The organism is Streptomyces sp. PA03-3a (assembly GCF_033792735.1).
Taxonomy (GTDB): Bacteria; Actinomycetota; Actinomycetes; order Streptomycetales; family Streptomycetaceae; genus Actinacidiphila.
In genome coordinates this window covers 61,189-83,017 of the sequence record NZ_JARAVM010000034.1, presented here as the reverse complement: position 1 = coordinate 83,017, position 21,829 = coordinate 61,189, and the positions used below count along the sequence as shown (strand labels likewise).

The following is a 21,829-nucleotide window of genomic DNA, read 5'->3' as shown; positions in this document are numbered from 1 at the left end:
CCGCTACCGTCGGAGATGTGAAGGCTATTCGTCGATTCACCGTGCGAACCGTCCTGCCCGAACCACTACGTCCCCTGGGGGAGCTCGCGCAGAATCTGCGCTGGTCCTGGCACAACGAGACCCGTGAGCTGTTCCAGTCCGTCGACCCCGAGGGCTGGAGAGCCGCGGCCGGCGACCCGGTGCGGCTGCTCGGCGCCGTCTCGAAGGACCGGCTGAACGCCCTCGCCAAGGACCGCAGGTTCCTCCGCCGGCTCGGCACCGCCGTCGAGGACCTCCACGACTACCTCGGCAATCCGCGCTGGTACCAGGGCGCCGCCGAGGAGGGGGAACTCCCCTCCGCCATCGCCTACTTCTCACCCGAGTTCGGGATCACCGCCGCGCTGCCCCAGTACTCCGGCGGCCTCGGCATCCTGGCCGGCGACCACCTCAAGGCCGCCAGCGACCTGGGCGTGCCGCTGATCGGGGTCGGCCTGCTCTACCGGCACGGCTACTTCCGCCAGTCCCTGTCCCGGGACGGCTGGCAGCAGGAGCACTACCCGGTGCTCGACCCGAACGAGCTGCCGCTGTCGCTGCTGCGGGACGCGGACGGCGGCCCCGTCCTGGTCACCCTGGACCTCCCAGGGGGCCGAAGCCTGCGCGCCCACGTGTGGCTGGCGAGGGTCGGCCGGGTCCCGCTGCTGCTGCTCGACTCCGACGTCGAGGAGAACCACCCCAACGAACGCGACGTCACCGACCGCCTCTACGGCGGCGGCAGCGAGCACCGGCTGCTCCAGGAGATGCTGCTCGGCATCGGCGGCGTCCGTGCCGTACGCACCTACTGCGCGCTGACCGGGCACCCGGCGCCCGAGGTCTTCCACACCAACGAGGGCCACGCGGGCTTCCTCGGCCTGGAGCGCATCCGCGAGCTCGCGGCCGACGGAGAAGGGCTGGATTTCGACTCCGCACTGGAGGCCGTGCGGGCCGGCACGGTCTTCACCACCCACACCCCCGTACCGGCGGGCATCGACCGCTTCGACCGGGAACTGGTCGCCCGGCACCTCGGCGACGAGGGCGAGCTGCGCGGCGTGGACGTCCAGCGGGTGCTGGAGCTGGGGATGGAGACCTACTCCGGCGGCGACCCCAACGTCTTCAACATGGCCGTGATGGGGCTGCGGCTCGCGCAGCGCGCCAACGGCGTGTCCACCCTGCACGGCGGCGTCAGCCGCGAGATGTTCGCCGGACTGTGGCCGGGCTTCGACCCGGAGGAGGTGCCGATCACCTCCATCACCAACGGCGTGCACGCCCCCACCTGGGTGGCGCCCGAGGTGTTCCGGCTCGGCGCCCGGCAGGCCGGCGCCCAGAACGCCGAGGACGCGATGACCACCGGTCTCGCCGACACCTGGGAGAGCGTCTTCCGGATCCCCGACGCCACGATCTGGGAGCTCCGCCGGGAGCTGCGCGAACAACTGGTGCGGGAGGTGCGCCGCAGGGTCCGCGCCTCCTGGCGGCAGCGCGGCGCCGGCTCTGCCGAGCTGGGCTGGGTCGACGACGTCCTCGACCCGGACGTGCTGACCATCGGCTTCGCACGCCGGGTCCCGTCGTACAAGCGGCTCACCCTGATGCTGCGCGACCAGGACCGTCTGATGGAGCTGCTGCTGCACCCGGCCCGGCCGATCCAGATCGTCGTCGCCGGCAAGGCGCACCCGGCCGACGACAGCGGCAAGCGGCTGGTGCAGGAGCTGGTGCGCTTCGCCGACGACCCCCGGGTGCGGCACCGCATCGTCTTCCTGCCGGACTACGACATGGCCATGGCCCAGCACCTCTACCCCGGGTGCGACGTCTGGCTGAACAACCCGCTGCGGCCGCTGGAGGCGTGCGGCACCTCCGGCATGAAGGCCGCGCTCAACGGGTGCCTCAACCTGTCCGTCCTGGACGGCTGGTGGGAGGAGTGGTTCGACGGCAACAACGGGTGGGCGATCCCCACCGCCGACGGTTTCGGCGCGGCCGGCGACCCCGACCGCCGCGACGACATCGAGGCCGCAGCCCTGTACGACCTGATCGAGAACCAGGTCGCCCCCCGGTTCTACGACCGTGGCGCGTCGGGTCTGCCGGTCCGCTGGATCGAGATGGTGCGGCACACCCTGAGCACCCTGGGGCCGAAGGTCCTCGCCGGGCGCATGGTCCGCGAGTACGTGACCCGGCTGTACGCGCCCGCCGCGCGCGCCCACCGCCTGGCGGGCGGCGGGGAGTGCGTCGAACTCGCCGCGTGGAAGCGGCGGGTGCGCGAGCAGTGGCCCATGGTCGCCGTCGACCACGTGGAGACCGGTGCCTCGGTCGGCGGCTCACCGGAGCTCGGGACCACGCTCACCCTGCGGGTCCAGGTGGCCCTCGGCGGCCTGGAGCCCGGGGACGTGGACGTCCAGGTGGTGTCCGGGCGCGTCGACGAATCCGACCGGATCGCCGACCCGACGGTGGTCTCCCTCAAGCCGGGCGGACGGCCGGACCTGGAGGGCCGCTGGCTCTTCGAGGGCCCGCTCGCCCTTGACCGCACCGGACCCTTCGGCTACACCGTCCGCGTCCTGCCGACGCACCGGCTGCTCGCCTCGGTCGCCGAGCTCGGGCTGATCGCCGTGCCGCCCGAGGCGACGGGGATGACGGCGGGCGTGCTGCGCTGAGCCGGACGCCCGCGGGAACGGGACCGGGCCCCGGCCGTCGTTGACGACGGCCGGGGCCCGGCGTGCGCGGTCAGCCGAGGGGGGTCAGCTGCTGGTGTTCACCGCGGTGTCGTCGACCACGAAGCTCGTCTGCAGCGAGGAGTCCTCGGTGCCGGTGAACTTCAGGGTGACGGTGGAGCCGGCGAAGGCGTTCAGGCTGAAGGACTTCTGGGTGTAGCCCGAGGCCTTGTTGAGGTTGGAGTAGGTGGCCAGGGTGGTCGACCCGGCGGTGACCGTCAGCTTGTCGTACTGGGTGCTGGTGGTCGTCTCGGCGGAGTCGATGTGCAGCCAGAAGGTGAAGGTCGCCTTGCAGCCCGCCGGAACGGTCACCGACTGGGAGAGCGTGTCGGTGTGGGTCGAGCCGTAGCCGTCCAGCCACGCCTTGTACGAACCGCCGTGGGCGGCCTGGCTGCTGGAGTTGGTGATCACGCCGCTGGAGGCCGTCCACGAGGCGCTGCCGGACTCGAAGCCGGGGTTGCCGAGCAGCTGGGCGGAGGCGCAGCTGCCGGGTGCGGTGACGGTCCAGGTGAAGGACGCGGTGCCGGTCTTCGCGGCGGAGTCGGTGACCGTGACCGTGGTGGTGTACGTGCCCGCGGTGCTCGGGGTGCCGGAGACCAGGCCCGTGGAGGCGTTGATCGACAGGCCGGAGGGCAGGCCGCTCGCCGCGTAGCTCAGCGCGCCGCTGTTGGTGCTGCTCGCCTGGATCTGCAGGCTGACCGCGGTGCCCACGGTGCTGCTCTGGTTCCCCGGGTTGGTGACCGTGACGCCCGAGACGGGCGCGTGGCTGCCGACGCCGATGCCGGCGAAGGCGTTCTGCACGCCCGCGTACTGGGCGGAGCCGGCGCCGTACAGCGCCTGGGCGGCGTTCAGGGCGGCGGTGCGGGCGCCCGCGTAGTTGGTGCTGCTCGTCATGTACGAGGTCAGCGCCTTGTACCAGATCTGCAGCGCGGCGGCGCGGCCGATGCCGGCGACGGCGATGCCGTCGGCGGTCGGGCTGTTGTAGCTCACGCCGTTGATGACCTTGGCGCCGCTGCCCTCGGAGAGCAGGTAGAACATGTGGTTCGCCGGGCCCGAGGAGTAGTGGACGTCCAGGTTGCTGATGCCGGAGTACCAGTTGTCCGGCGAGGTGCCGTCGCGGGACGGCTTGTCCTGGTAGCGCAGCGGGGTGCCGTTGCCGTTGATGTCGATCTCTTCACCGATGAGGTAGTCACCGATGTCGTTGCTGTTGTTCGCGTAGAACTCGACGCCCGTGCCGAAGATGTCGGAGGTCGCCTCGTTCAGGCCGCCGGACTCCCCGGAGTAGTTGAGGTTCGCCGTGGCGGAGGTGACGCCGTGGCTCATCTCGTGGCCCGCGACGTCCAGCGAGGTCAGCGCGTGGGTGTTGCCCGAGCCGTCGCCGTAGGTCATGCAGAAGCAGCTGTCGTCCCAGAAGGCGTTGACGTAGCCGCTGCTGTAGTGGACCCGCGAGTACGCGGCGACACCGTCGTTGCGGATGCCGCTGCGGCCGAAGGTGCTCTTGTAGAAGTCCCAGGTCGTCTGCGCGCCGTAGGCGGCGTCGGCGCCCGCGGTCTGGGTGTTGGAGCCGGTCCCGTCGCCCCAGATGTCGTCGGCGTCGGTGAACAGCGTCCCGGTGCCGGAGGTGCCGCGGTTGAGGTTGTACGTCTTGTGGCCGCCGCGGGTCGTGTCGTTCAGCTGGTACGTCGAACCGGACAGCGTGGTGGTCAGCGACACCTGGCCGCTGTACTGGGTGTTGCCGGTACCGGTCTTGACGTCCTGGTACCGGTGGAGCTCCCTGCCGGTCGCGGCGTCGGTGACGACGTGCAGCCGGCTCGGCGTGCCGTCGTCCTGCAGCCCGCTCACCACGGTCTCCCAGGCGAGCTTCGGGGTGCCCTGGCCGGCCCAGATCACCTTGCGGGCGTCGTCGGCGACGGGCGCCTTCGCGTCCAGGGACTTGGCGGCCTTCAGCGCGGCGGTGGTCGCGGCGGACTCGACGACCTTTGGCGTCGTCGAGGCGACCGTGATCCTCTGGCTGGTGTTGAACGTCGTGCCGACCGTGCCGGCGCCCTTGGCGGGCGTGTGCACCACGAGGTCGCCGCCGAGCACGGGGAGCCCGGCGTAGGTGCGCTCGTAGCGGGTGTGCAGCGTGCCGTCGGCGTCCTTGACGACGTCCCTGACGACCAGCTTCTCCTTGCTGCCCAGACCCAGCGACCGGGCCGTGACCGCGGTGCGGTCGCTCGCGCTCTTGATCAGCGCCGTGCGCTGGGCGGGGGTGAGCTTCGCCTCGAGGGCTCCGGTGCGGAGCTGGCTCGGGTGGGGGGCGGCGTTTGCCGTCGCGGACGTGGCCGGTATGCCGACGGCGATGAATGCGGCGGTGGCGACCACACTGGCGGCCGCGACAGCCTTGCGGGGGGATCGTCTCACTCGGACTCCTACTGCGTCGGCCGCGGTTGGCGGCCGGGGACAGCCGGGCAGACGGGGTGTGCTGCCCGGGCGGAACTAGCCGTGCGGGTGGGACGTGCGGAGTTCGGACGGTGCGTCAGCACGAAGTGGTGCGGTGTGTGGGCGTACTGACGGCCGACCGGGGGAAGAGTGCCACTGTTCACCGCTTGGTGTCATGTACGTGACGAGAAGTTGGCCGAATTCGTCCTTTGAGGGGGACGGCGGGTTCGCATTCCGGACACGGTGGGGCGAACGGTCCCGGTGGGTGGGGGTGGTGCCGGTGGGCGGGCGCGGGTTCGTCTCGCGCCGTTCGGGCGCACGGCGGCGGCTGCGGACGGGAGGGTGGGGCGCCTCTCCTCGGCCGTGTGCGGGTGGGTGCGTGGTGGCTGTTCGGGCGCCGGAGCAGGCCGGGTTTCCGTCGGCCGGAGCCGTACGTACCACCGGCCCCGCTCCGGCGCCTGAACCCGAGCCGCCCACCGACCCGCACACGGCCGACCGGCCCCGGACCGCCACCCTCCCGTCCGCAGCCGGCCGGTTGCTCCCGAAGGCGCGAGACGGCGCGCAGCCGGACGACCGGCGCGGCATCCACCGGCCGCCGGCCCTACACGAGGCTGTCGCGCCAGGCCTGGTGCAGATCGGCGAAGCGTCCCGCGCCGGAGATGAGTTCGGCCGGGGTGCCGTCCTCCACGACGCGGCCCTGGTCCATCACCAGCACCCGGTCCGCGATCTCCACCGTCGACAGGCGGTGCGCGATGATCACGGCCGTGCGGCCGCGCAGCACCTCGCGCATCGCCTGCTGCACCGCGCGCTCGCCCGGCACGTCCAGCGAGGAGGTCGCCTCGTCCAGGATGAGCACCGCCGGGTCGGCGAGCAGGGCGCGGGCGAAGGCCACCAACTGGCGCTGGCCCGCCGAGATGCGGCCGCCGCGCTTGCGCACGTCGGTGTCGTAGCCCTCGGGCAGCGCCGCGATGAAGTCATGGGCGCCGATCGCCCTGGCGGCCGCCTCGATCTCCTCGCGGGTGGCCTCCGGGCGGCCGATGGAGATGTTCTCGGCGACGGTGCCGGAGAAGAGGAACGCCTCCTGGGTCACCATGACGACCCCTCGGCGCAGTTCGGGCAGGGCCAGGTCGCGCAGGTCCACCCCGTCCAGGGTGACCCGGCCGTCGGTCGGGTCGTAGAACCGGGCCAGCAGCTTGGCCAGCGTCGACTTGCCCGCGCCGGTGGCGCCGACCACGGCGACCGTCTGCCCGGCGGGCAGCCGCAGGCCGAAGCGGGGCAGCACCTCGCCGCCCGTGCGGTAGGCGAAGCGGACCTGATCGAAGACGACCTCGCGGCCGGGAACGTCCGCATCCGTGGCCGGCAGTGTCCGCGGCGTCTGCGGCTCGGGCACCGAGGGCCGCTGGGCCAGCAGCCCGGCGATCTTCTCCAGCGAGGCGGCCGCCGACTGGTAGGAGTTGAGGAACATGCCGAGCGGGTCGATCGGCGCGTACAGCCGCCGCAGGTAGAGCACGAAGGCGGCGAGGACGCCCAGCGCGAGCGAGCCGGAGGCCACGCGGTACGCGCCCCACACCACCACCAGCGCCACCGAGGTGTTGGCGATCAGCCAGGAACCGACGGTGAAGCGGCCCATCTCCAGTATCGCGTCGCCGTTGGCCTTGCGGTGGGTGGCGTTGAGCTCGTCGAAGGCCTCGTCGTTCGCCTTCTCGCGGCGGAAGGCCTGCACGGGCCGGATGCCGTTCATCGTCTCGGTGAAGCGCACGATGACGGCGGCGATCGCCGCGGAGCGGAGCGTGTAGACCTTGGCCGACCGGCGCCTGAAGATCCGCACGGTCACCACCAGCGGCACCGCGGTGGCGAGCGCGAACAGGCCGAGCCCCCAGTCCAGCCACAGCAGGACCGCCGAGATGTAGAGCACCGACAGCCCGACGTTCAGCAGCTCCTGCAGGCCCTCGGTCAGCAGCTCCCGGATCGACTCCACGTCGGAGGTGGCGCGGGCGATGATCCGGCCCGAGGTGTACCGCTCGTGGAAGTCCAGGCCGAGCGCCTGGGCGTGCCGGAAGATCCGGCTGCGCAGCTCGACCAGCACGTCCTGGCAGATTCGGCCGGCCTGCCGGATGAACGCGCGCTGCAGCAGGCCGCCCGCCACGGCGCAGCCGATGTAGCCGACGGCCACCGCGATCAGCGGGCCGTGGTCGTCGCGGCGCAGCGCCGGGATGGCCCGGTCGATCGCCACCGCCACGATCAGCGGGCCCGCCTGCACGGCCGCCTGCTGCAGCAGCAGGAGTACGGCCGCCAGCCACACGCGCCGCCGGTGCGGGCCGACCAGTTCGCGCAGCAGCGCGCGTGACGCCCCTTCGGGCGCCGGGAGCCGGTCCTGGTCGAAAGCGTCGTCCTCCCGGCCCTCCCGTGCCTCCCCGGACTCCCGGTGCCCCGCCGGCTCCTCGTCGGCCGACTTCTCGGCGGGCTGCGACTGGGCGACGGAGGTCATCGGGTGCTGCTCCCTTCGAATTGCGGGCGGTCCGGCGCGGCCGGAGTGCTCCCGTCCTGGCCGAACATCAGGCGGCGGTAGGCCGCGGAGGAGGTCAGCAGCTCCTGGTGGGTGCCGACCGCGGTGACGCGGCCCTCCGACAGCAGCGCCACCCGGTCGGCGAGCATCACCGTGGAGGGACGGTGGGCCACCACGAGTGCCGTCGTGGTGGACAGCACCTGGCGCAGCGCCGCCTCGACGAGGGCCTCGGTGTGCACGTCGAGGGCGGACAGGGGGTCGTCCAGCACCAGGAAGCGGGGGCGGCCGACGACCGCGCGGGCCAGCGCGAGCCGTTGCCGCTGACCGCCGGACAGGCTCAGGCCCTGCTCCCCGACCTGGGTGTCCACACCCTGCGGGAGCTTGTGGACGAAGTCGCACTGGGCGATCTCCAGCGCCCGCAGCAGGTCCGCCTCGCCGGCGCCGGGCGCGCCCATCAGCACGTTCTCCCGCACGCTGGCGGAGAACAGGGTGGGCTCCTCGAAGGCCGTCGCGACCAGGGAGCGCAGCGCGGAGCGGGTGAGCCGTGCGGCGTCGGTGCCGTCCAGCGTGACGCGGCCGCCGGTCGGCTCGTACAACCGCGGGATCAGCGAGGTCAGGCTCGTCTTGCCGCTGCCCGTCGCGCCGACCAGCGCCACGGTCTCGCCGCTGCGAATGTGCAGGTCGACCCCGGTGAGCAGGTCGGGGGTGCCCTCGGGGGCGTCGGGGTAGCGGAAGCGCACGGCGCTGAAGCGGATGCCGTCGGCGGGCTGCCCCTCCTCTGCGGTGCCCGGGCCGGTGACCGTGCCCGTGCCGGTCTCCGGCGGGACCTCGGTGTCCAGGACCTCGAAGACGCGGTCGGCGGCGGTGGCCGCCTCATTGCTGAAGGACAGCAGCCAGCCCAGCGACTCCACCGGCCAGCGCAGCGCGAGCGCCGTGGAGAGGAAGGCGACCAGGGTGCCCGCCGACAGGTCGCCGTCGGCGACCTGCACCACGCCCAGGACCAGCGCCGCGCCGAGCGCGACGTCCGGCAGGCCGACGATGACCATCCACAGGTCGGCCAGCAGCCGGGCCTTGCGCAGCTCGGTGCCGCGCAGTTCGTGCGACTGCCGGTGGAAGGCCTCGGCCTGGCTGCGGTGCCGGCCGAAGGCCTTGATGATGCGGATGCCGAGCACCGACTCCTCGACCAGCGTGGTCAGATCGCCGACCTGGTCCTGCGCGGTGCGGGTGGCCACCTGGTACCGCGCCTCGAAGTACGAGCAGAGGATCACCAGCGGCACGACCGGGCCCAGCAGGATCAGCCCCAGCGACCACTGCTGCACGAACAGGATGGCGAAGCCCGCGACGATGGTGGCGGTGTTGACCGCGAGGAAGACCATCGGGAAGGTCAGGAACATCCGCAGGATCTGCAGGTCGTTCGTGGCCCGGGAGAGCAGCTGGCCCGAGCCCCAGCGGTCGTGGAAGGACACCGGCAGGCGCTGCAGCCGGTGGTACAGGTCGGCCCGCATCGTGGCCTCGAGCCCGGCCATGGGACGCGCCACCAGCCAGCGCCGAACACCGAAGAGCCCGGCCTCCAGGAGACCGAGCAGCAGCACCAGCCCACCCCCGAGCCACACCCCGGACGGGTCGCGGTGGGCGACCGGACCGTCCACGATCCACTTCAGGACCAGCGGGATCAGCAGTGCCAGGCAGGACGCGACCACGGCCACACCCGCGGAACCGAACAGCCGGTGGCTGACCGGCTTCACGTACGGCCACAGGCGCAGCAGTGAGCGCACCGCGGATCGGGAACGGTCGGGCTCGGGTTGGTTGGTCGACTCAGGCATCGTTTCAGAGGGTACGTGCGACCGCCGACAACGCTCACCCGGATTTTCGGACGAGGTCGCGCACGGCGGGCACCGCCAGCAGCGCCACGCACACCAGCAAGGTCACCGCACCCCCGGCGAGCAGCACCGGGCGCGCGCCGAGGAGGCCCGCCGCCGGCCCCGCCAGGGCCTGGCCGACGGGCAGCATGGCGACCGATCCGGCGACCTCGTACGCGTGGATCCGGTTGAGGATCTCGCCGGGCACCTGGGTCTGGACGCTGGTGGCCCACATCACACTCCAGAACGCCCAGGCCGTCCCGGCGACCAGCACCGCCGCCGCGACCGCGGGCACCGGCAGCCCGGCGCCGACCGCCGCCGGGTAGAGCGCGAACCCGAACAGCGCCACGGCCCCGCCCCTAAGCGGCCGGGCCGGCCGCACCCGTATCGCCAGCAGCCCGCCGAGCGCGGTGCCGGCGCCCAGCGCGGAGGAGACCAGGCCGTACGCCTTCGGGCCGTGCTCGGGCAGGATCTCCCCGGCCGCCAGCGGGGTCACCGGGCCCATGACGAGGATCATGAAGCCCATCCAGATGACGATCACCGACCACATCCAGGTGCGGGCCCGGAACTCCCGCCACCCCTCCACCAGATCGGCCCGGAAACTGGTGCGCGCGCCGGCGTCCCGCGCCTGCCGGGCGGTGCGCCCCGGCAGCCGGAGCAGCAGCAGGCAGACGGCGCTCACGGCGTAGGTGCCGGCGTGCACGGCGAACACCCCGCCCGCGGAGGTGAAGGCCACCAGCACTCCGGCGAGTGCCGGGCCGGCCAGCGCCATCAGCGACTCGGCGGTGCGCACCACCCCGTTCGCCTCCTGGACGTCCCGGGCCACCTGGGGCACCGTGCTGGCCACCCCCGGCTGGAACATGGCGCCCGCCACGCCGTTGACCGCGCCGATCACACAGATCTGCCAGAGCACGACGTGCCCCGAGAAGAAGAGCCAGGCGGCGAGCGACTGCGTGGCGACCCGCGCCAGATCCGCCCCGATCATCAGGCCGCGGGCGCTGAACCGGTCGGCGAACACCCCGCCGAGGACGACCAGCCCGGCGAAGCAGGCGGTGAAGGAGGCCATGGCGTAGCCGATGTCCCCGGCGCCGTACCCGTGCTGGAGCAGTCCCGCCGACAGGGCGACGGGCAGCATCGAGTCGCCGAGCATGGCGACGCTGCGGGCGGTGAAGTACAGGCTGAACCCCCGTGACCACAAAGGGTCCCGGGGGGCGGCCGGCGCGGCGAGGGCGGAGGCGCACGGCGGCGAGGGCGGAGGTGCGGAGGTCACGGCCGACCAGTGTGGACTGGACCAATCGCCCGAGTCCACACCTTTGCCGCCGCGTCTCGTCCCTCAGACGGCGCGCAGCAGCAGCACCGTCCTGCCCGGCACGGTCAGCGCCCGCCCGCCGCGGTGCCGGGTGCCCGGCGGTTCCGCCTGGTCCTCCCGCGAGGTGTCGAGCAGCAGCTCGTACTCCCGGGCCCACGGCCCGCCCGGCAGCGTGAAGCGGACGGGACGGTGGGAGGCGTGGAGGACGGCCAGGAAGCTGTCGTCGGTCACCGGACGGCCGCGTGCGTCGTGGTGCGGGATGTCGGCGCCCGACAGGTACATCCCGAGCGTGGACGTCGGGCCGTACCAGTCGCCGTCGGTCATCTCCCGGCCCTGCGCGGTGAACCAGGCCAGGTCCCGCAGTCCCCCGGCGGACTGCGGCCGGCCGGAGAAGAAGGCCCGCCGGCGCAGCACGGGGTGCGCCCGGCGCAGTGCGATCAGCCGGGCGGTCAGGTCGCGCAGCGAGGCCCAGGCCGGATCCTCCGGCAGCGACCAGTCCAGCCAGCTGATCTCGTTGTCCTGGCAGTACGCGTTGTTGTTGCCGCCCTGGGTGCGGCCCGTCTCGTCCCCGGCCACCAGCATCGGCACGCCGGTCGACAGCAGCAGCGTCGAGAGCATGTTGCGCAGCTGGCGGCGGCGCAGCTCGCCCACGGCCGGGTCGTCGGTCTCGCCCTCGTGGCCGCAGTTCCAGGCCCGGTTGTCGTTGGTGCCGTCGCGGTTGTCCTCGCCGTTGGCCTCGTTGTGCTTGTGTTCGTAGGTCACCAGGTCACGCAGGGTGAAGCCGTCGTGGGCGGTGATGAAGTTGACCGAGGCGTACGGACGGCGCCCGCCCCACGCGTACAGGTCGCTGGAACCGGACAGCCGGTACCCCAGGTCGCGCACGTCGTGCCGGCTGCCGCGCCAGAAGTCCCGGACGGTGTCGCGGTAGCGGTCGTTCCACTCCGTCCACAGCGGCGGGAAGGCGCCGACCTGGTAGCCGCCGGAGCCGACGTCCCAGGGCTCGGCGATGAGCTTGACCCGGCGCAGCACCGGGTCCTGGGCGATGACGGCGAGGAAGGGGGAGAGCATGTCGACGTCGTGCATCGACCGGGCGAGCGCCGCGGCGAGGTCGAAGCGGAAGCCGTCGACGCCCATCTCGGTCACCCAGTAGCGCAGCGAGTCGGTGATCAGCCGGAGCACCTGGGGCTGGACGACGTGGAGGGTGTTGCCGCAGCCGGTGTAGTCGGCGTAGCGGCGCGCGTCGCCGGCCAGCCGGTAGTAGCCGTGGTTGTCGATGCCGCGCAGGGAGAGGGTGGGCCCGAACTCGCTGCCCTCTGCGGTGTGGTTGTAGACGACGTCGAGGATCACCTCCAGCCCCGCGTCGTGCAGGGCCCGCACCATCCGCTTGAACTCGCCCACCTGCTGTCCGCGGGTGCCGGTGGCGGCGTAGCCGGCGTGCGGGGCGAAGTAGCCGATCGAGTTGTAGCCCCAGTAGTTGCGCAGGCCGCGGCGGAGCAGATGGTCCTCGTGGGCGAACTGGTGCACCGGCAGCAGTTCGACGGCCGTCACGCCGAGGCCGGTGAGGTACTCGATCGCCGCCGGGTGGGCCAGCCCGGCGTAGGTGCCCCTCAGTTCGGGCGGGATGCCGGGGTGGCGCATGGTGAAGCCGCGGACGTGCACCTCGTAGATGACGGAGTCGGCCCAGGGCGTCTTGGGCCGGCGGTCGTCCGTCCAGGGGTCGTCGTCGTCCACCACGACGCCCTTGGGCACGTACGGGGCCGAGTCGCGGTTGTCCCGCACGGTGTCGGCGACCGCCTGCTCCGGCCAGTCGCGGACGTGGGCGTACACCTCGGGGGGCAGCGTGAAGTCGCCGTCGACCGCCCGCGCGTACGGGTCCAGCAGCAGCTTGGCCGGGTTCCAGCGGGCACCGGTCCACGGGTCCCAGCGGCCGCCGACCCGGTAGCCGTAGCGGTGGCCGGGCAGCACGCCGGGCACGAAGCCGTGCCAGATCTCATGGGTCAGCTCGGTCAGCGGGACCCGGGTCTCGGCCCCCTCGTCGTCGAACAGGCACAGCTCCACCGACTCGGCGCCGCCCGCCCACAGGGCGAAGTTGGTGCCCGGGCGTCCGTCGGGGCCGGTGTGGAAGCGTGCCCCCAGCGGCTGCGGGCTGCCCGGCCACACCACGGTGTCCCCGGCCCCGGCGGGCCCGGGGACCGCCGGGGCGGTCTCCGGGCGCGGCAGCGGCACGGCCACAGGGGCGGTCCGGTGGCCGTTCGGGCGCAGCTTTCCGGACCGGCCGACCGATTCGTCCTCGCGCGTCTCCGACACGTGCTCGCCTCCTGCGGCTCGGGGGACGCCGGACCCGGCCGGCGCCGGCCGTGCCCGTGCGCGGCGCGGTGTCCCTCCGCGCGCGCGTCGCGCCCTCCCGCTTTACCTTCCCGTTCACCCCGAGGCGTCACACGCGTGATCGATCGTGGGCATCGCGGACGTTTCCCCGGGGCCGTCCGGTCGTTGACCGAGCGTGACGACTGCGGTGCGGCGCGCTCTGCGCGCGGGGGCGGGGCTTGCCACCGCCATGTGGCTGGCGGGGATGCTGACGGCGTGCGGGCTCGGGTTCGGGCCCGCGGACAGCGGTGCGCCGGCCGACGACACCCCGAAGGTGTCCGAGGCGAGGATCAGGATCACTCCGGTGGACGGTGCGCGTGACGTGGAGGCGGACGACCCCTTCACGGTCGAGGCCGAGGACGGCCGGCTCACCTCCGTGCACGTCGAGGACGGGGACGGCGAGGCGGTCGAGGGCGTGTTCACCGCCGACCGGTCCCGCTGGCACGCGCGGTCGAGGCTGTCGCTCTCGGAGAAGTACACGGTGGACGCCGTCGCCGAGGACACGGGCGGTCGCCGCGCCGCCAAGCACGCGGTGTTCACCACCCTCGTCCCCAAGAACACCCTGATCGGCTACTTCACGCCCGAGGACGGCCAGACCGTCGGCACGGGCATGATCGTCTCCCTGGACTTCAACCGGCCGGTCGCCGACCGCGACGCGGTCGAGCGTGCCGTCAGCGTCGGTTCCTCACCCGCGGTGGAGATCGCCCCGCACTGGTTCGGCGACCGGCGCCTCGACTTCCGTCCCCGCGAGCGCTGGCGTCCCGGCACGAAGGTGACGCTCTCGCTGCGGCTGCGCGACGTCGAGACCGCCCCCGGCGTCTACGGGGTGCAGTCCAAGGACGTCACCTTCGACATCGGACGGGACCAGACGAGCACCGTGGACGCCGCCGCGCACACCCTGACGGTGCGCCGCGGCGGGCAGGTGACGCGCGTCCTGCCGATCTCGGCGGGCGCCCCGTCCAACCCGACGTACAACGGCTCGATGGTCATCTCCGAGAAGCTCCGGCTGACCCGGATGAACGGGGACACGGTGGGCTTCGGCGGCGAGTACGACATCCCCGACGTCCCGCACGCCATGCGGCTCACCCGCTCCGGCACCTTCGTGCACGGCAGTTACTGGGCGGCACCCGGCACCTTCGGGGCGGCGAACACCAGCCACGGCTGCGTCGGGCTCTTCGACGTGAAGGGCGGCGGCACGGCCACCCCGGCGGGCTGGTTCTTCGCGCACTCGCTCGTCGGCGACCTCATCACCGTCGTCAACTCCCACGACCGGACCGTCTCTCCCGACAACGGTCTCGGCGGCTGGAACATGGCCTGGGAACAGTGGGCGGCGGGCGCCTGAGGCCGGGCCCGGCGACTGGGACGGAACGGTGACAATACCGGGATCCCCAACACCGGTTCCGTGTGGTTCTCTAAGCGCAGGGTGAGGGGGACTCACACTTGGGCCACGGGGCCACGGGCCGGTTTTGGGGAGAAGACAGTTGAAGGCGATACAGGGCGCGCCGGGCGCGAGGCGGACCACCTTGGCCCTGGCGGTGGGGGCGATGCTGCTCCTGGTCAGTGCGTGCGGGGGCAGCGCCAGCGGCGACAGCAAGGACGGGGACAAGGCCAAGCCGGGGGCCTCGGCCTCGCAGGGCGGCAAGGGCGACACGACCGAGTCGCAGGCCGTCGTCACCATCGCGCCGGAGGACGGCGCCGACGAGGTGGCCACGACGGGGGACCTCAAGGTCACCGCCGGCAAGGGCAAGCTGACCTCGGTCGTGGTGAAGAGCGGCAAGGGCGACCCGGTCGAGGGCAAGATATCCACCGACGGCACCAGCTGGGAGCCGACCGAGACGCTCGGCACCTCCACCAAGTACTCGGTGGACGCGATAGCCAAGGACGGCGCCGGCCGTGAGTCGGCCAAGCACGCGAGCTTCACCACGGTCACCCCGAAGGACACCTTCATCGGCTTCTTCACCCCCGAGGACGGCCAGACGGTCGGCGTCGGCATGCCGGTCTCGCTCAAGTTCAACCGGGCGATCACCGACAAGAAGGCGGTCCAGGACGCGATCAAGGTGACCGCGAACCCCTCCGTGCCCGTCGTCGGCCACTGGTACGGCGACCAGCGCGTCGACTTCCGTCCCGAGAAGTACTGGGCCAAGGGCACCAAGATCACCCTGTCCCTGCGGCTGAACGGCGTCGAGGCGGCGAAGGGCGTCTACGGCACCCAGTCCAAGGACGTGCACTACACCATCGGCCGCAGCCAGGTGAGCATCGTGGACGCCGCGAAGCACACGATGAAGGTCTACCGCGACGGCAAGCTGACGAAGACCATACCGATCACCTCGGGTGGGCCCGGCACGACGACCTACAACGGCAAGATGGTCATCACCGAGCGGTACAAGGTGACCCGCATGAACGGCGACACCGTGGGCTTCGGCGGCGAGTACGACATCAAGGACGTGCCGAACGCCCAGCGGCTGACCACCTCGGGCACCTTCATCCACGGCAACTACTGGGCGTCGCCCGGCACGTTCGGCAACTCCAATGTCAGCCACGGCTGTGTGGGCCTGCGGGACGTGCGCGGCGGCAACGGCAACACCCCGTCGTCGTGGTTCTACAACAACTCGATGATCGGCGACGTCGTGGAGGTCAAGAACTCCCACGACAAGACCGTGCAGTGGTGGAACGGGCTCAACGGCTGGAACCTGCCGTGGAGCCAGTGGACCCCCGCCTCCTGACGCGCCCCGTGAGGCACGTCGCAGCGTAAACGGGCGTTCACGGATACCCTCGTCGGCCATGACAGTTAATCTCGAGGTCGACGAGGGTGTCGGCACCATCCGCCTGGACCGCCCTCCGATGAACGCCCTGGACATCGCGACCCAGGACCGGCTCCGCGAGGTCGCGGAGGAGGCGTCCGGGCGCGAGGACGTGAGGGCCGTCGTGATCTGGGGCGGCGAGAAGGTGTTCGCGGCGGGCGCGGACATCAAGGAGATGCAGGTCATGGACTACGAGGCCATGGCCGTGCGGGCCCGCGCACTGCAGGACTCCTTCACGGCGGTCGCCCGGATCCCCAAGCCGGTGGTGGCCGCCGTGACCGGTTACGCTCTCGGCGGCGGCTGTGAACTCGCGCTCTGCGCCGACATCAGGATCGCCGCGGACGACGCCAAGCTCGGCCAGCCGGAGATCCTGCTCGGCCTCATTCCCGGCGCGGGCGGCACTCAGCGACTGTCGCGCCTGGTGGGCCCCGCCAAGGCGAAGGACCTCATCTTCACCGGCCGCATGGTCAAGGCCGACGAGGCCCTGACCATCGGCCTGGTGGACAAGGTGGTCCCGGCCGGGGAGGTGTACGCGCAGGCACGCGCCTGGGCCGAGCGGCTGGCCCGCGGGCCGGCGCTGGCGCTGCGCGCGGCCAAGGAGGCGGTGGACGCCGGCCTGGAGACCGATCTGGAGACCGGCCTCACCATCGAACGCAACCTGTTCGCAGGGCTGTTCGCCACCGAGGACCGTACGACCGGCATGCGCAGCTTCGTCGAGGACGGTCCGGGCAAGGCGAAGTTCCGCTAGGACCAACCCGGTTGAGTGACAGTCGGCACCCGTCGGGTCGCCTTAAGCCGACCTTAAGAGGACCTTAAGGCGGCCCGCGCCGATTTCGCCGTCCTTTCGTCTCGGACGAGCTCTTCGTGCAGGTGAGAGGGGCCGTGTGAGATCCATCATTGCCCTTGACATATGCCAGTACGGCAACTCGGAATGACGCGTTCCGCCCCGTCAATTCCCCCGATCCGCCCCGAACCGCCGTTGCGTACGGCCATCATGAGAGCATGGCGGGGCAGCAGGGAGCATCTGAGCAGCCGCAGCGGGTAACGGCACCGGCGGCGGGGTGGCCGCCCACGGCGGTCGACGATCTGGCGGCGACGTCCCTCGATCTGTTGGGGAACCCCTCCGTGGACGAGGTGCGGCTCTCCTCGCGCCCGGAGTCCGCGGCCACGGCCCGACGGCTCGCCCGGTCGGTGCTGCGGCTCTGGGGCCTTCCCCAGTTCGACGACGTCGTCGAGTTACTCGTCTCCGAACTCGTGGGCAATGCCGTGCGTCACACGGGGGCCCGCACCTTCGGTCTGCGCATGCTGCGCCGCCGCGGCTGGATCCGGGTGGAGGTGCGCGACCCGTCCCGGGCGCTGCCCTGTCTGATGCCGGTGCGCGAGATGGACGTGAGCGGGCGGGGGCTCTTCCTGATCGACAAGCTCGCCGACCGCTGGGGCGTGGACCTGCTGCCGCGCGGCAAGACCACCTGGTTTGAAATGCGGGTCATGGACCGCTGAACGGCAAATGAACAGCTGACCTGCGTTTGCAAGGTCAGTGTCCCACCTCACTCCTACATCGTGAGGTTTCGGCGGCGATGTCTCGTATAGTTGTGGAGTAACGACCCCCCATGACCCGGGCTCGGTCGTCCCATGGCGTCGTGGATCACACCCCCTGGCTCCACGACGAATCGAGAGGCCCCAGCAGCGTCGCACAACGATGCGCAGGGGCCTCTTTCGTCTTCCGGCGGGACACGCCGACAAGGGTGACCATTCCGGCGGCCGGGCGATACCGGGGTGATCGTGGGCATATGATCGCACTGCGCACACTGCGCCGGCTCTGCGCCGCCGCCCTTTCGCTGGGGGTGCTCGCACTCCCCGTCTGCACGGCCGCCGCGGCCGTCGCCCCGGGTCTTCCACGTGACCCGGCCGTCCCCGAATGGTGCCCCGTCGTCCCGGACCGGCTCTACGCCGCCGCGGACACCAGCGTCGACCTCGACCGGATCAGGCCCGACGAACCGGCCTGGCGCTCCAACTGCAACGCCCTCTTCCGCGGGGACGAGCGCCCGCCGGAGTCCGTCTTCAAGGACGGGCTCCGTCCCGAGGACGTGAGCGACGGCGAGTACGACCTGCAGGCCTACGCCCGGCGGGAGCAGCCCTCGCCGTTCGTGACCACCACCTACGACCGCGAGTTCCTCAAGCAGCAGACGACCGCCTACCACTACTACATCGACGCCCCCGGGGGCATCGAGCTCGACGAGACCCTCGGGACCCGGGAGCTGCGCTCGGCCCGCACGGGCGTGGTCTTCCCCGGGGGCATCGCCCGGCAGTTCATCGTGAAGGCCTGCCCGGTGGACAAGGCCACCAAGGCCGAGGTCACGGCACGGTGCGTGCCCAACCCCGCGTACTCGCCGTGGCGCGGCTGGCCCGCCCCCGACTGGACGGGGGTGAAGGAGCCCGCCGCCCCGTCCGCCGCCCAGCCGGGCACGCCACCGGCCGTCCGGCCCTCCGTCCCTCCGGCCGTCCAGCAGGGCACACCACCGGCAGCCCGGCCCTCCACCCGGCCCTCCGTCCCGCCGGCCGCCCCGCAGGGCACAGCACCGGCAGCCCGGCCCTCCGCGCCTCCGGCGGCCCAGCAGGGCAAGCCGCCGGCCGGACGTCCGGCCGCCCCGCCGGCCGTCCAGCAGGGCACACCGCCCGCCGCACAGCCGGGCGCGCCCCGGTCCTCGGTGGAGGCCGGGGACGGCCCGGTGGGCTGACGGCGCCCTGCTCGTCGTGCGGGTGCGGTGACCGGCCCCGGCCGGTCACCGCACCCGGGGCGGGGCGGGGTGAACGCGAACGGCGGCCACCAGCGCTCCCATGAGCGTGGTGGCCGCCGTCATCCGGTCGACCGTCCCGCGGTGCCGCCCGCGGGGCGACGGTCAGCTCAGGCGCAGCACCGCGGTGAGCACCTCTTCCAGCGTCGCCGCGGGGTCCTCCACGGTGTCACGGCTCCGCCAGGCGACGAAACCGTCGGGGCGGACCAGGATCGCGCCGCTCGGCGTCATGCCGTGCACCGCCGTCCAGTCCGTGCCCGCCTCGGGCACCAGGTCGGCCTGGGTGGACTCGCCGAGCCGGTACGCCTCCAGCGGTACCCCGAGGCGCTCCGCGACCGCGCGGGCCGCGTCGTGCCAGGCCGTGCCCTTCGGACCGTCGCCGGTGAGCAGCACCATGGAGCGCTCGTACAGGTCCAGCGTGGAGCGGCGCTCGCCGTCCCGGGTGGTCACCCACACGTGCGGGGAACGGCCGCCGGGTTCGGCGACCGGGCGGAAGTCCTCGGGCACGACCGGGCGCCCCGGGTCCGCGCCGAGGAACGCGCCCTCGGGGTAGCGGTAGCCCAGCGCGACCACCAGGACGCCCTTCTGGGGTCCGCCGCCGGCCGGCGGCGCGTAACCGGGGTGGGCGTGCTCGGCGGAACGGGCCGACGCCCGCTCGCTGGTGGCCACGGCGACCGGGCGGCGCTCGGCCTCGTACGTCTCCAGCAGCTCCGGCCCGGCCCAGCCGCCGGTGACCGCGGCGAGTTTCCACGCCAGGTTGTGGGCGTCCTGGATACCGGTGTTGGAGCCGAAGGCCCCGGTGGGGGACATCTCGTGGCACGAGTCGCCGGCCATCAGCACCCGCCCGCGCCCGTAGGAGTCGGCGACCCGCTCCGCGGCCCGCCAGGGGGCCCGGCCGGTGATCTCGATCTCCAGGTCCGGCACACCCACCGCGGTACGGATGTGGGCGGCCAGCCGCTGGTCGGTGAAGTCCTCCGTCGTCTCTCCCCGCTCGGGGTGCCAGGGCGCGTGGAAGACCCAGTTCTCCTGGTTGTCGACGGGCAGCAGCACACCGTCGGCGTCCGGATTGGTCAGGTAGCAGGCGATGAAGTAGCGGTCGCCCACCGCGTCGGCCAGCCGCTTGGCGCGGAAGGTCGCGCTGATGTTGGCGAACAGGTCGCCGCGGCCGGTGTGGCCGATGCCCAGGGCGCTGCGCACCGGGCTGCGCGGGCCGTCGGCCGCGACCAGGTAGTCGGTCCTGAGGGTGCTGCGCTCGCCGGTCTCGCGGTCCATCAGCTCGCAGGTGACACCGTCGTCGTCCTGGGTGAACGAGACCAGCTCGGTGCTGAAGCGCAGGTCGCCGCCGAGCGTGCGGGCGTAGTCCAGGAGCACCGGCTCCAGGTCGTTCTGGCTGCACAGGCACCAGCCGCTGGGGCTGATGCCGGACAGCCGGCCGCCCGGGTCGATCTCCCGGAACAGCCACTCCGCGTTGTCCGAGGTCAGCGACTCGGCCTGCAGGATGCCGTGGTTGTCGGCGAGTACGGAGGCGGCCCGCCGGATCAGCGGCTCGGCCCCCGCCGTACGGAACAGCTCCATGGTCCGCAGGTTGTTGCCGCGGCCACGGGGGTGGATGGAGGTACCCGGGTGCTTCTCGACGAGGACGTGCCGGACGCCGAGTCGGCCCAGGAAAACCGAGCTGGAGAGCCCGACGAGGGAGCCCCCCACGATGAGGACCGGAACCCGGTCTTCGGCCTGTGGAGTCATAGCTCCCTTGATGCCCGATTACCGGGGGTATTTTCGCCCGTCACCCAATTGGATCACATATCTCGCACCGGTTGGGCCACCACAGCACGATCGTTGGACGACGGACCTCGGGGGTTGCTAGCTCTCGGAAGAGGTGGAATATGCCGGCCCAGGCCGAAAAGGTCTCGCAGTCCGCGCTCGATGGCAATCGCCTGCGCGTCGTCCTCATGCTTGAAGTCGAGGACGGCGCCGAGCAGCGGTTTCTTGATGCGTATGACCAGATGTGCCGCCACGTGGCTGCCGTGCCAGGACACGTCAGCGACCAGTTGTGCCAGTCGATCGAAAATCCCTCGCAATGGCTGATCACCAGTGAGTGGGAGAGTGCGCTGCACTTCCTCGCCTGGGTGGACAGCCCGACCCATCTGGAGATGGTGCAGCCGATGCACGGCTGCGTGAAGGACACCCGCTCGCTCCGCTTCGGGGTGCTGCGGGAGACCCGTACCTCCTACGAGTCCGGTCGCATGCAGACCGTGCCGCGGGTCGGGGACGGGATCATCCGCCACGCGATCACCTTCACCGTGAAGCCCGGCAGCGAACAGAAGGTGGCGGACATCCTGTCCGGCTACACCTCGCCGCAGGCCGTGGTCGACGAGAACACGCGGCTGCGCCGCACCTCGCTGTTCATGCACGGCAACCGTGTCGTGCGCGCCGTGGAGGTGGAGGGAGACCTGGCCAGGGCACTGCGTCACGTCGCCCGCCAGCCCGAGGTGCGGGCGGTCGAGGAAGCCATCAACCCCTACCTGGAGGTGGACCGGGACCTCAACGACCCGGGCTCGGCACGGGAGTTCTTCGCCCGCGCCGCGCTCCCGGCCGTACACCACGTCGCCAGGGGCGCCGACCGGCCGGAATCCCTGAGCCGGCACGCCCTGATCTACCCGGCCAAGGCGGGCTCCGGCCCGGCCGTCGCCAAGATGCTCGCGCAGCAGGACGAGGAGGCCGTGGACGTCCCGAAGGGGCCGCTCGCGCGCAGCACCGTCTACCTCCGCGAGGACATCGTGGTGCGACTGGTGGACCTGCGGGTCCCGGTGGAGGAGGTTCCGCTCGTCGCCGTGGGCGCCGCCGGCAAGCACAAGGCCGGCGTGCTCGCCAGGCTGCTCGACCTCGGTCCCGACTGGGACCTCGCGGACGAGCAGGGCCTGAAGCGGTTCCTCGTCGAGTGCGACATGCGCATGGTCACCGACCGCAGCGCGGCCACGTCCTGACCCGTCCGAGCGATTGGCAGCCGGCAGGTACCGGCCGGCCCGGGGTGCGCCCCGGGCCGGCCCCCGCCGGAGGAGGCAA

Annotated in this window: 13 protein-coding genes; 7 read left to right on the top strand and 6 right to left on the bottom strand. The window is 72.2% G+C overall.

Features of this window, described 5'->3' with window-relative positions:
* Positions 1 to 17 precede the first annotated feature (17 nt).
* Complete coding sequence (gene glgP / locus PV342_RS32460) at positions 18 to 2,654, top strand: alpha-glucan family phosphorylase (RefSeq protein ID WP_400802238.1); 2,637 nt, start codon at positions 18 to 20, stop codon at positions 2,652 to 2,654.
* 84 nt (positions 2,655 to 2,738) lie between these two features.
* On the opposite strand, the gene PV342_RS32455 is transcribed toward glgP, so the two are convergent.
* From PV342_RS32455 to glgX, 5 genes are all read right to left on the bottom strand, one after another.
* Positions 2,739 to 5,114 (bottom strand): M4 family metallopeptidase, encoded by a 2,376-nt coding sequence (locus PV342_RS32455; RefSeq protein ID WP_500319779.1) that lies wholly within the window; start codon positions 5,112 to 5,114, stop codon positions 2,739 to 2,741.
* A 619-nt stretch (positions 5,115 to 5,733) separates the two neighbouring features.
* On the bottom strand, positions 5,734 to 7,620 hold the full coding sequence (locus PV342_RS32450) for an ABC transporter ATP-binding protein (RefSeq protein WP_500319777.1): 1,887 nt from the start codon (positions 7,618 to 7,620) through the stop codon (positions 5,734 to 5,736).
* The gene (locus tag PV342_RS32445) at positions 7,617 to 9,461 is read right to left on the bottom strand and encodes an ABC transporter ATP-binding protein (protein ID WP_500319775.1); all 1,845 of its coding nucleotides are present in this window, start codon (positions 9,459 to 9,461) and stop codon (positions 7,617 to 7,619) included. Before PV342_RS32445 ends, PV342_RS32450 begins: the two co-directional genes overlap by 4 nt.
* A 34-nt stretch (positions 9,462 to 9,495) precedes the next feature.
* A complete protein-coding gene (locus PV342_RS32440) occupies positions 9,496 to 10,695 on the bottom strand; it encodes an MFS transporter (protein ID WP_400802495.1) in 1,200 nt (399 codons plus the stop codon).
* Between the two features lie 135 nt (positions 10,696 to 10,830).
* A complete protein-coding gene (glgX, locus tag PV342_RS32435) occupies positions 10,831 to 13,113 on the bottom strand; it encodes a glycogen debranching protein GlgX (protein ID WP_500319773.1) in 2,283 nt (760 codons plus the stop codon).
* A 262-nt stretch (positions 13,114 to 13,375) separates the two neighbouring features.
* Here glgX and PV342_RS32430 point away from each other — a divergent pair, with 262 nt between their 5' ends.
* The 5 genes from PV342_RS32430 (at position 13,376) to PV342_RS32410 (ending at position 18,709) form a co-directional block, all read left to right on the top strand.
* Positions 13,376 to 14,512: a L,D-transpeptidase gene (locus PV342_RS32430; RefSeq protein ID WP_400802498.1), complete on the top strand. Its 1,137-nt coding sequence runs from the start codon at positions 13,376 to 13,378 to the stop codon at positions 14,510 to 14,512.
* A 202-nt stretch (positions 14,513 to 14,714) separates the two neighbouring features.
* A complete protein-coding gene (locus PV342_RS32425) occupies positions 14,715 to 15,893 on the top strand; it encodes a L,D-transpeptidase (RefSeq protein ID WP_018563455.1) in 1,179 nt (392 codons plus the stop codon).
* Positions 15,894 to 15,951: 58 nt separating this feature from the next.
* Positions 15,952 to 16,719, top strand: coding sequence for an enoyl-CoA hydratase/isomerase family protein (locus PV342_RS32420; protein WP_018563454.1), 768 nt, complete (start codon positions 15,952 to 15,954; stop codon positions 16,717 to 16,719).
* 149 nt (positions 16,720 to 16,868) lie between these two features.
* Positions 16,869 to 17,471: an ATP-binding protein gene (locus PV342_RS32415; RefSeq protein ID WP_386995126.1), complete on the top strand. Its 603-nt coding sequence runs from the start codon at positions 16,869 to 16,871 to the stop codon at positions 17,469 to 17,471.
* A gap of 290 nt (positions 17,472 to 17,761) precedes the next feature.
* Positions 17,762 to 18,709, top strand: coding sequence for a scabin-related ADP-ribosyltransferase (locus PV342_RS32410; protein ID WP_500319770.1), 948 nt, complete (start codon positions 17,762 to 17,764; stop codon positions 18,707 to 18,709).
* A 162-nt stretch (positions 18,710 to 18,871) separates the two neighbouring features.
* Here PV342_RS32410 and PV342_RS32405 read toward each other — a convergent pair whose 3' ends face one another.
* Complete coding sequence (locus PV342_RS32405) at positions 18,872 to 20,509, bottom strand: FAD-dependent oxidoreductase (RefSeq protein WP_500319768.1); 1,638 nt, start codon at positions 20,507 to 20,509, stop codon at positions 18,872 to 18,874.
* A gap of 140 nt (positions 20,510 to 20,649) precedes the next feature.
* Here PV342_RS32405 and PV342_RS32400 point away from each other — a divergent pair, with 140 nt between their 5' ends.
* Entirely contained in the window at positions 20,650 to 21,750 is a 1,101-nt protein-coding gene (locus tag PV342_RS32400) for a SchA/CurD-like domain-containing protein (protein ID WP_354795694.1), read from the top strand.
* Positions 21,751 to 21,829: the final 79 nt, after the last annotated feature.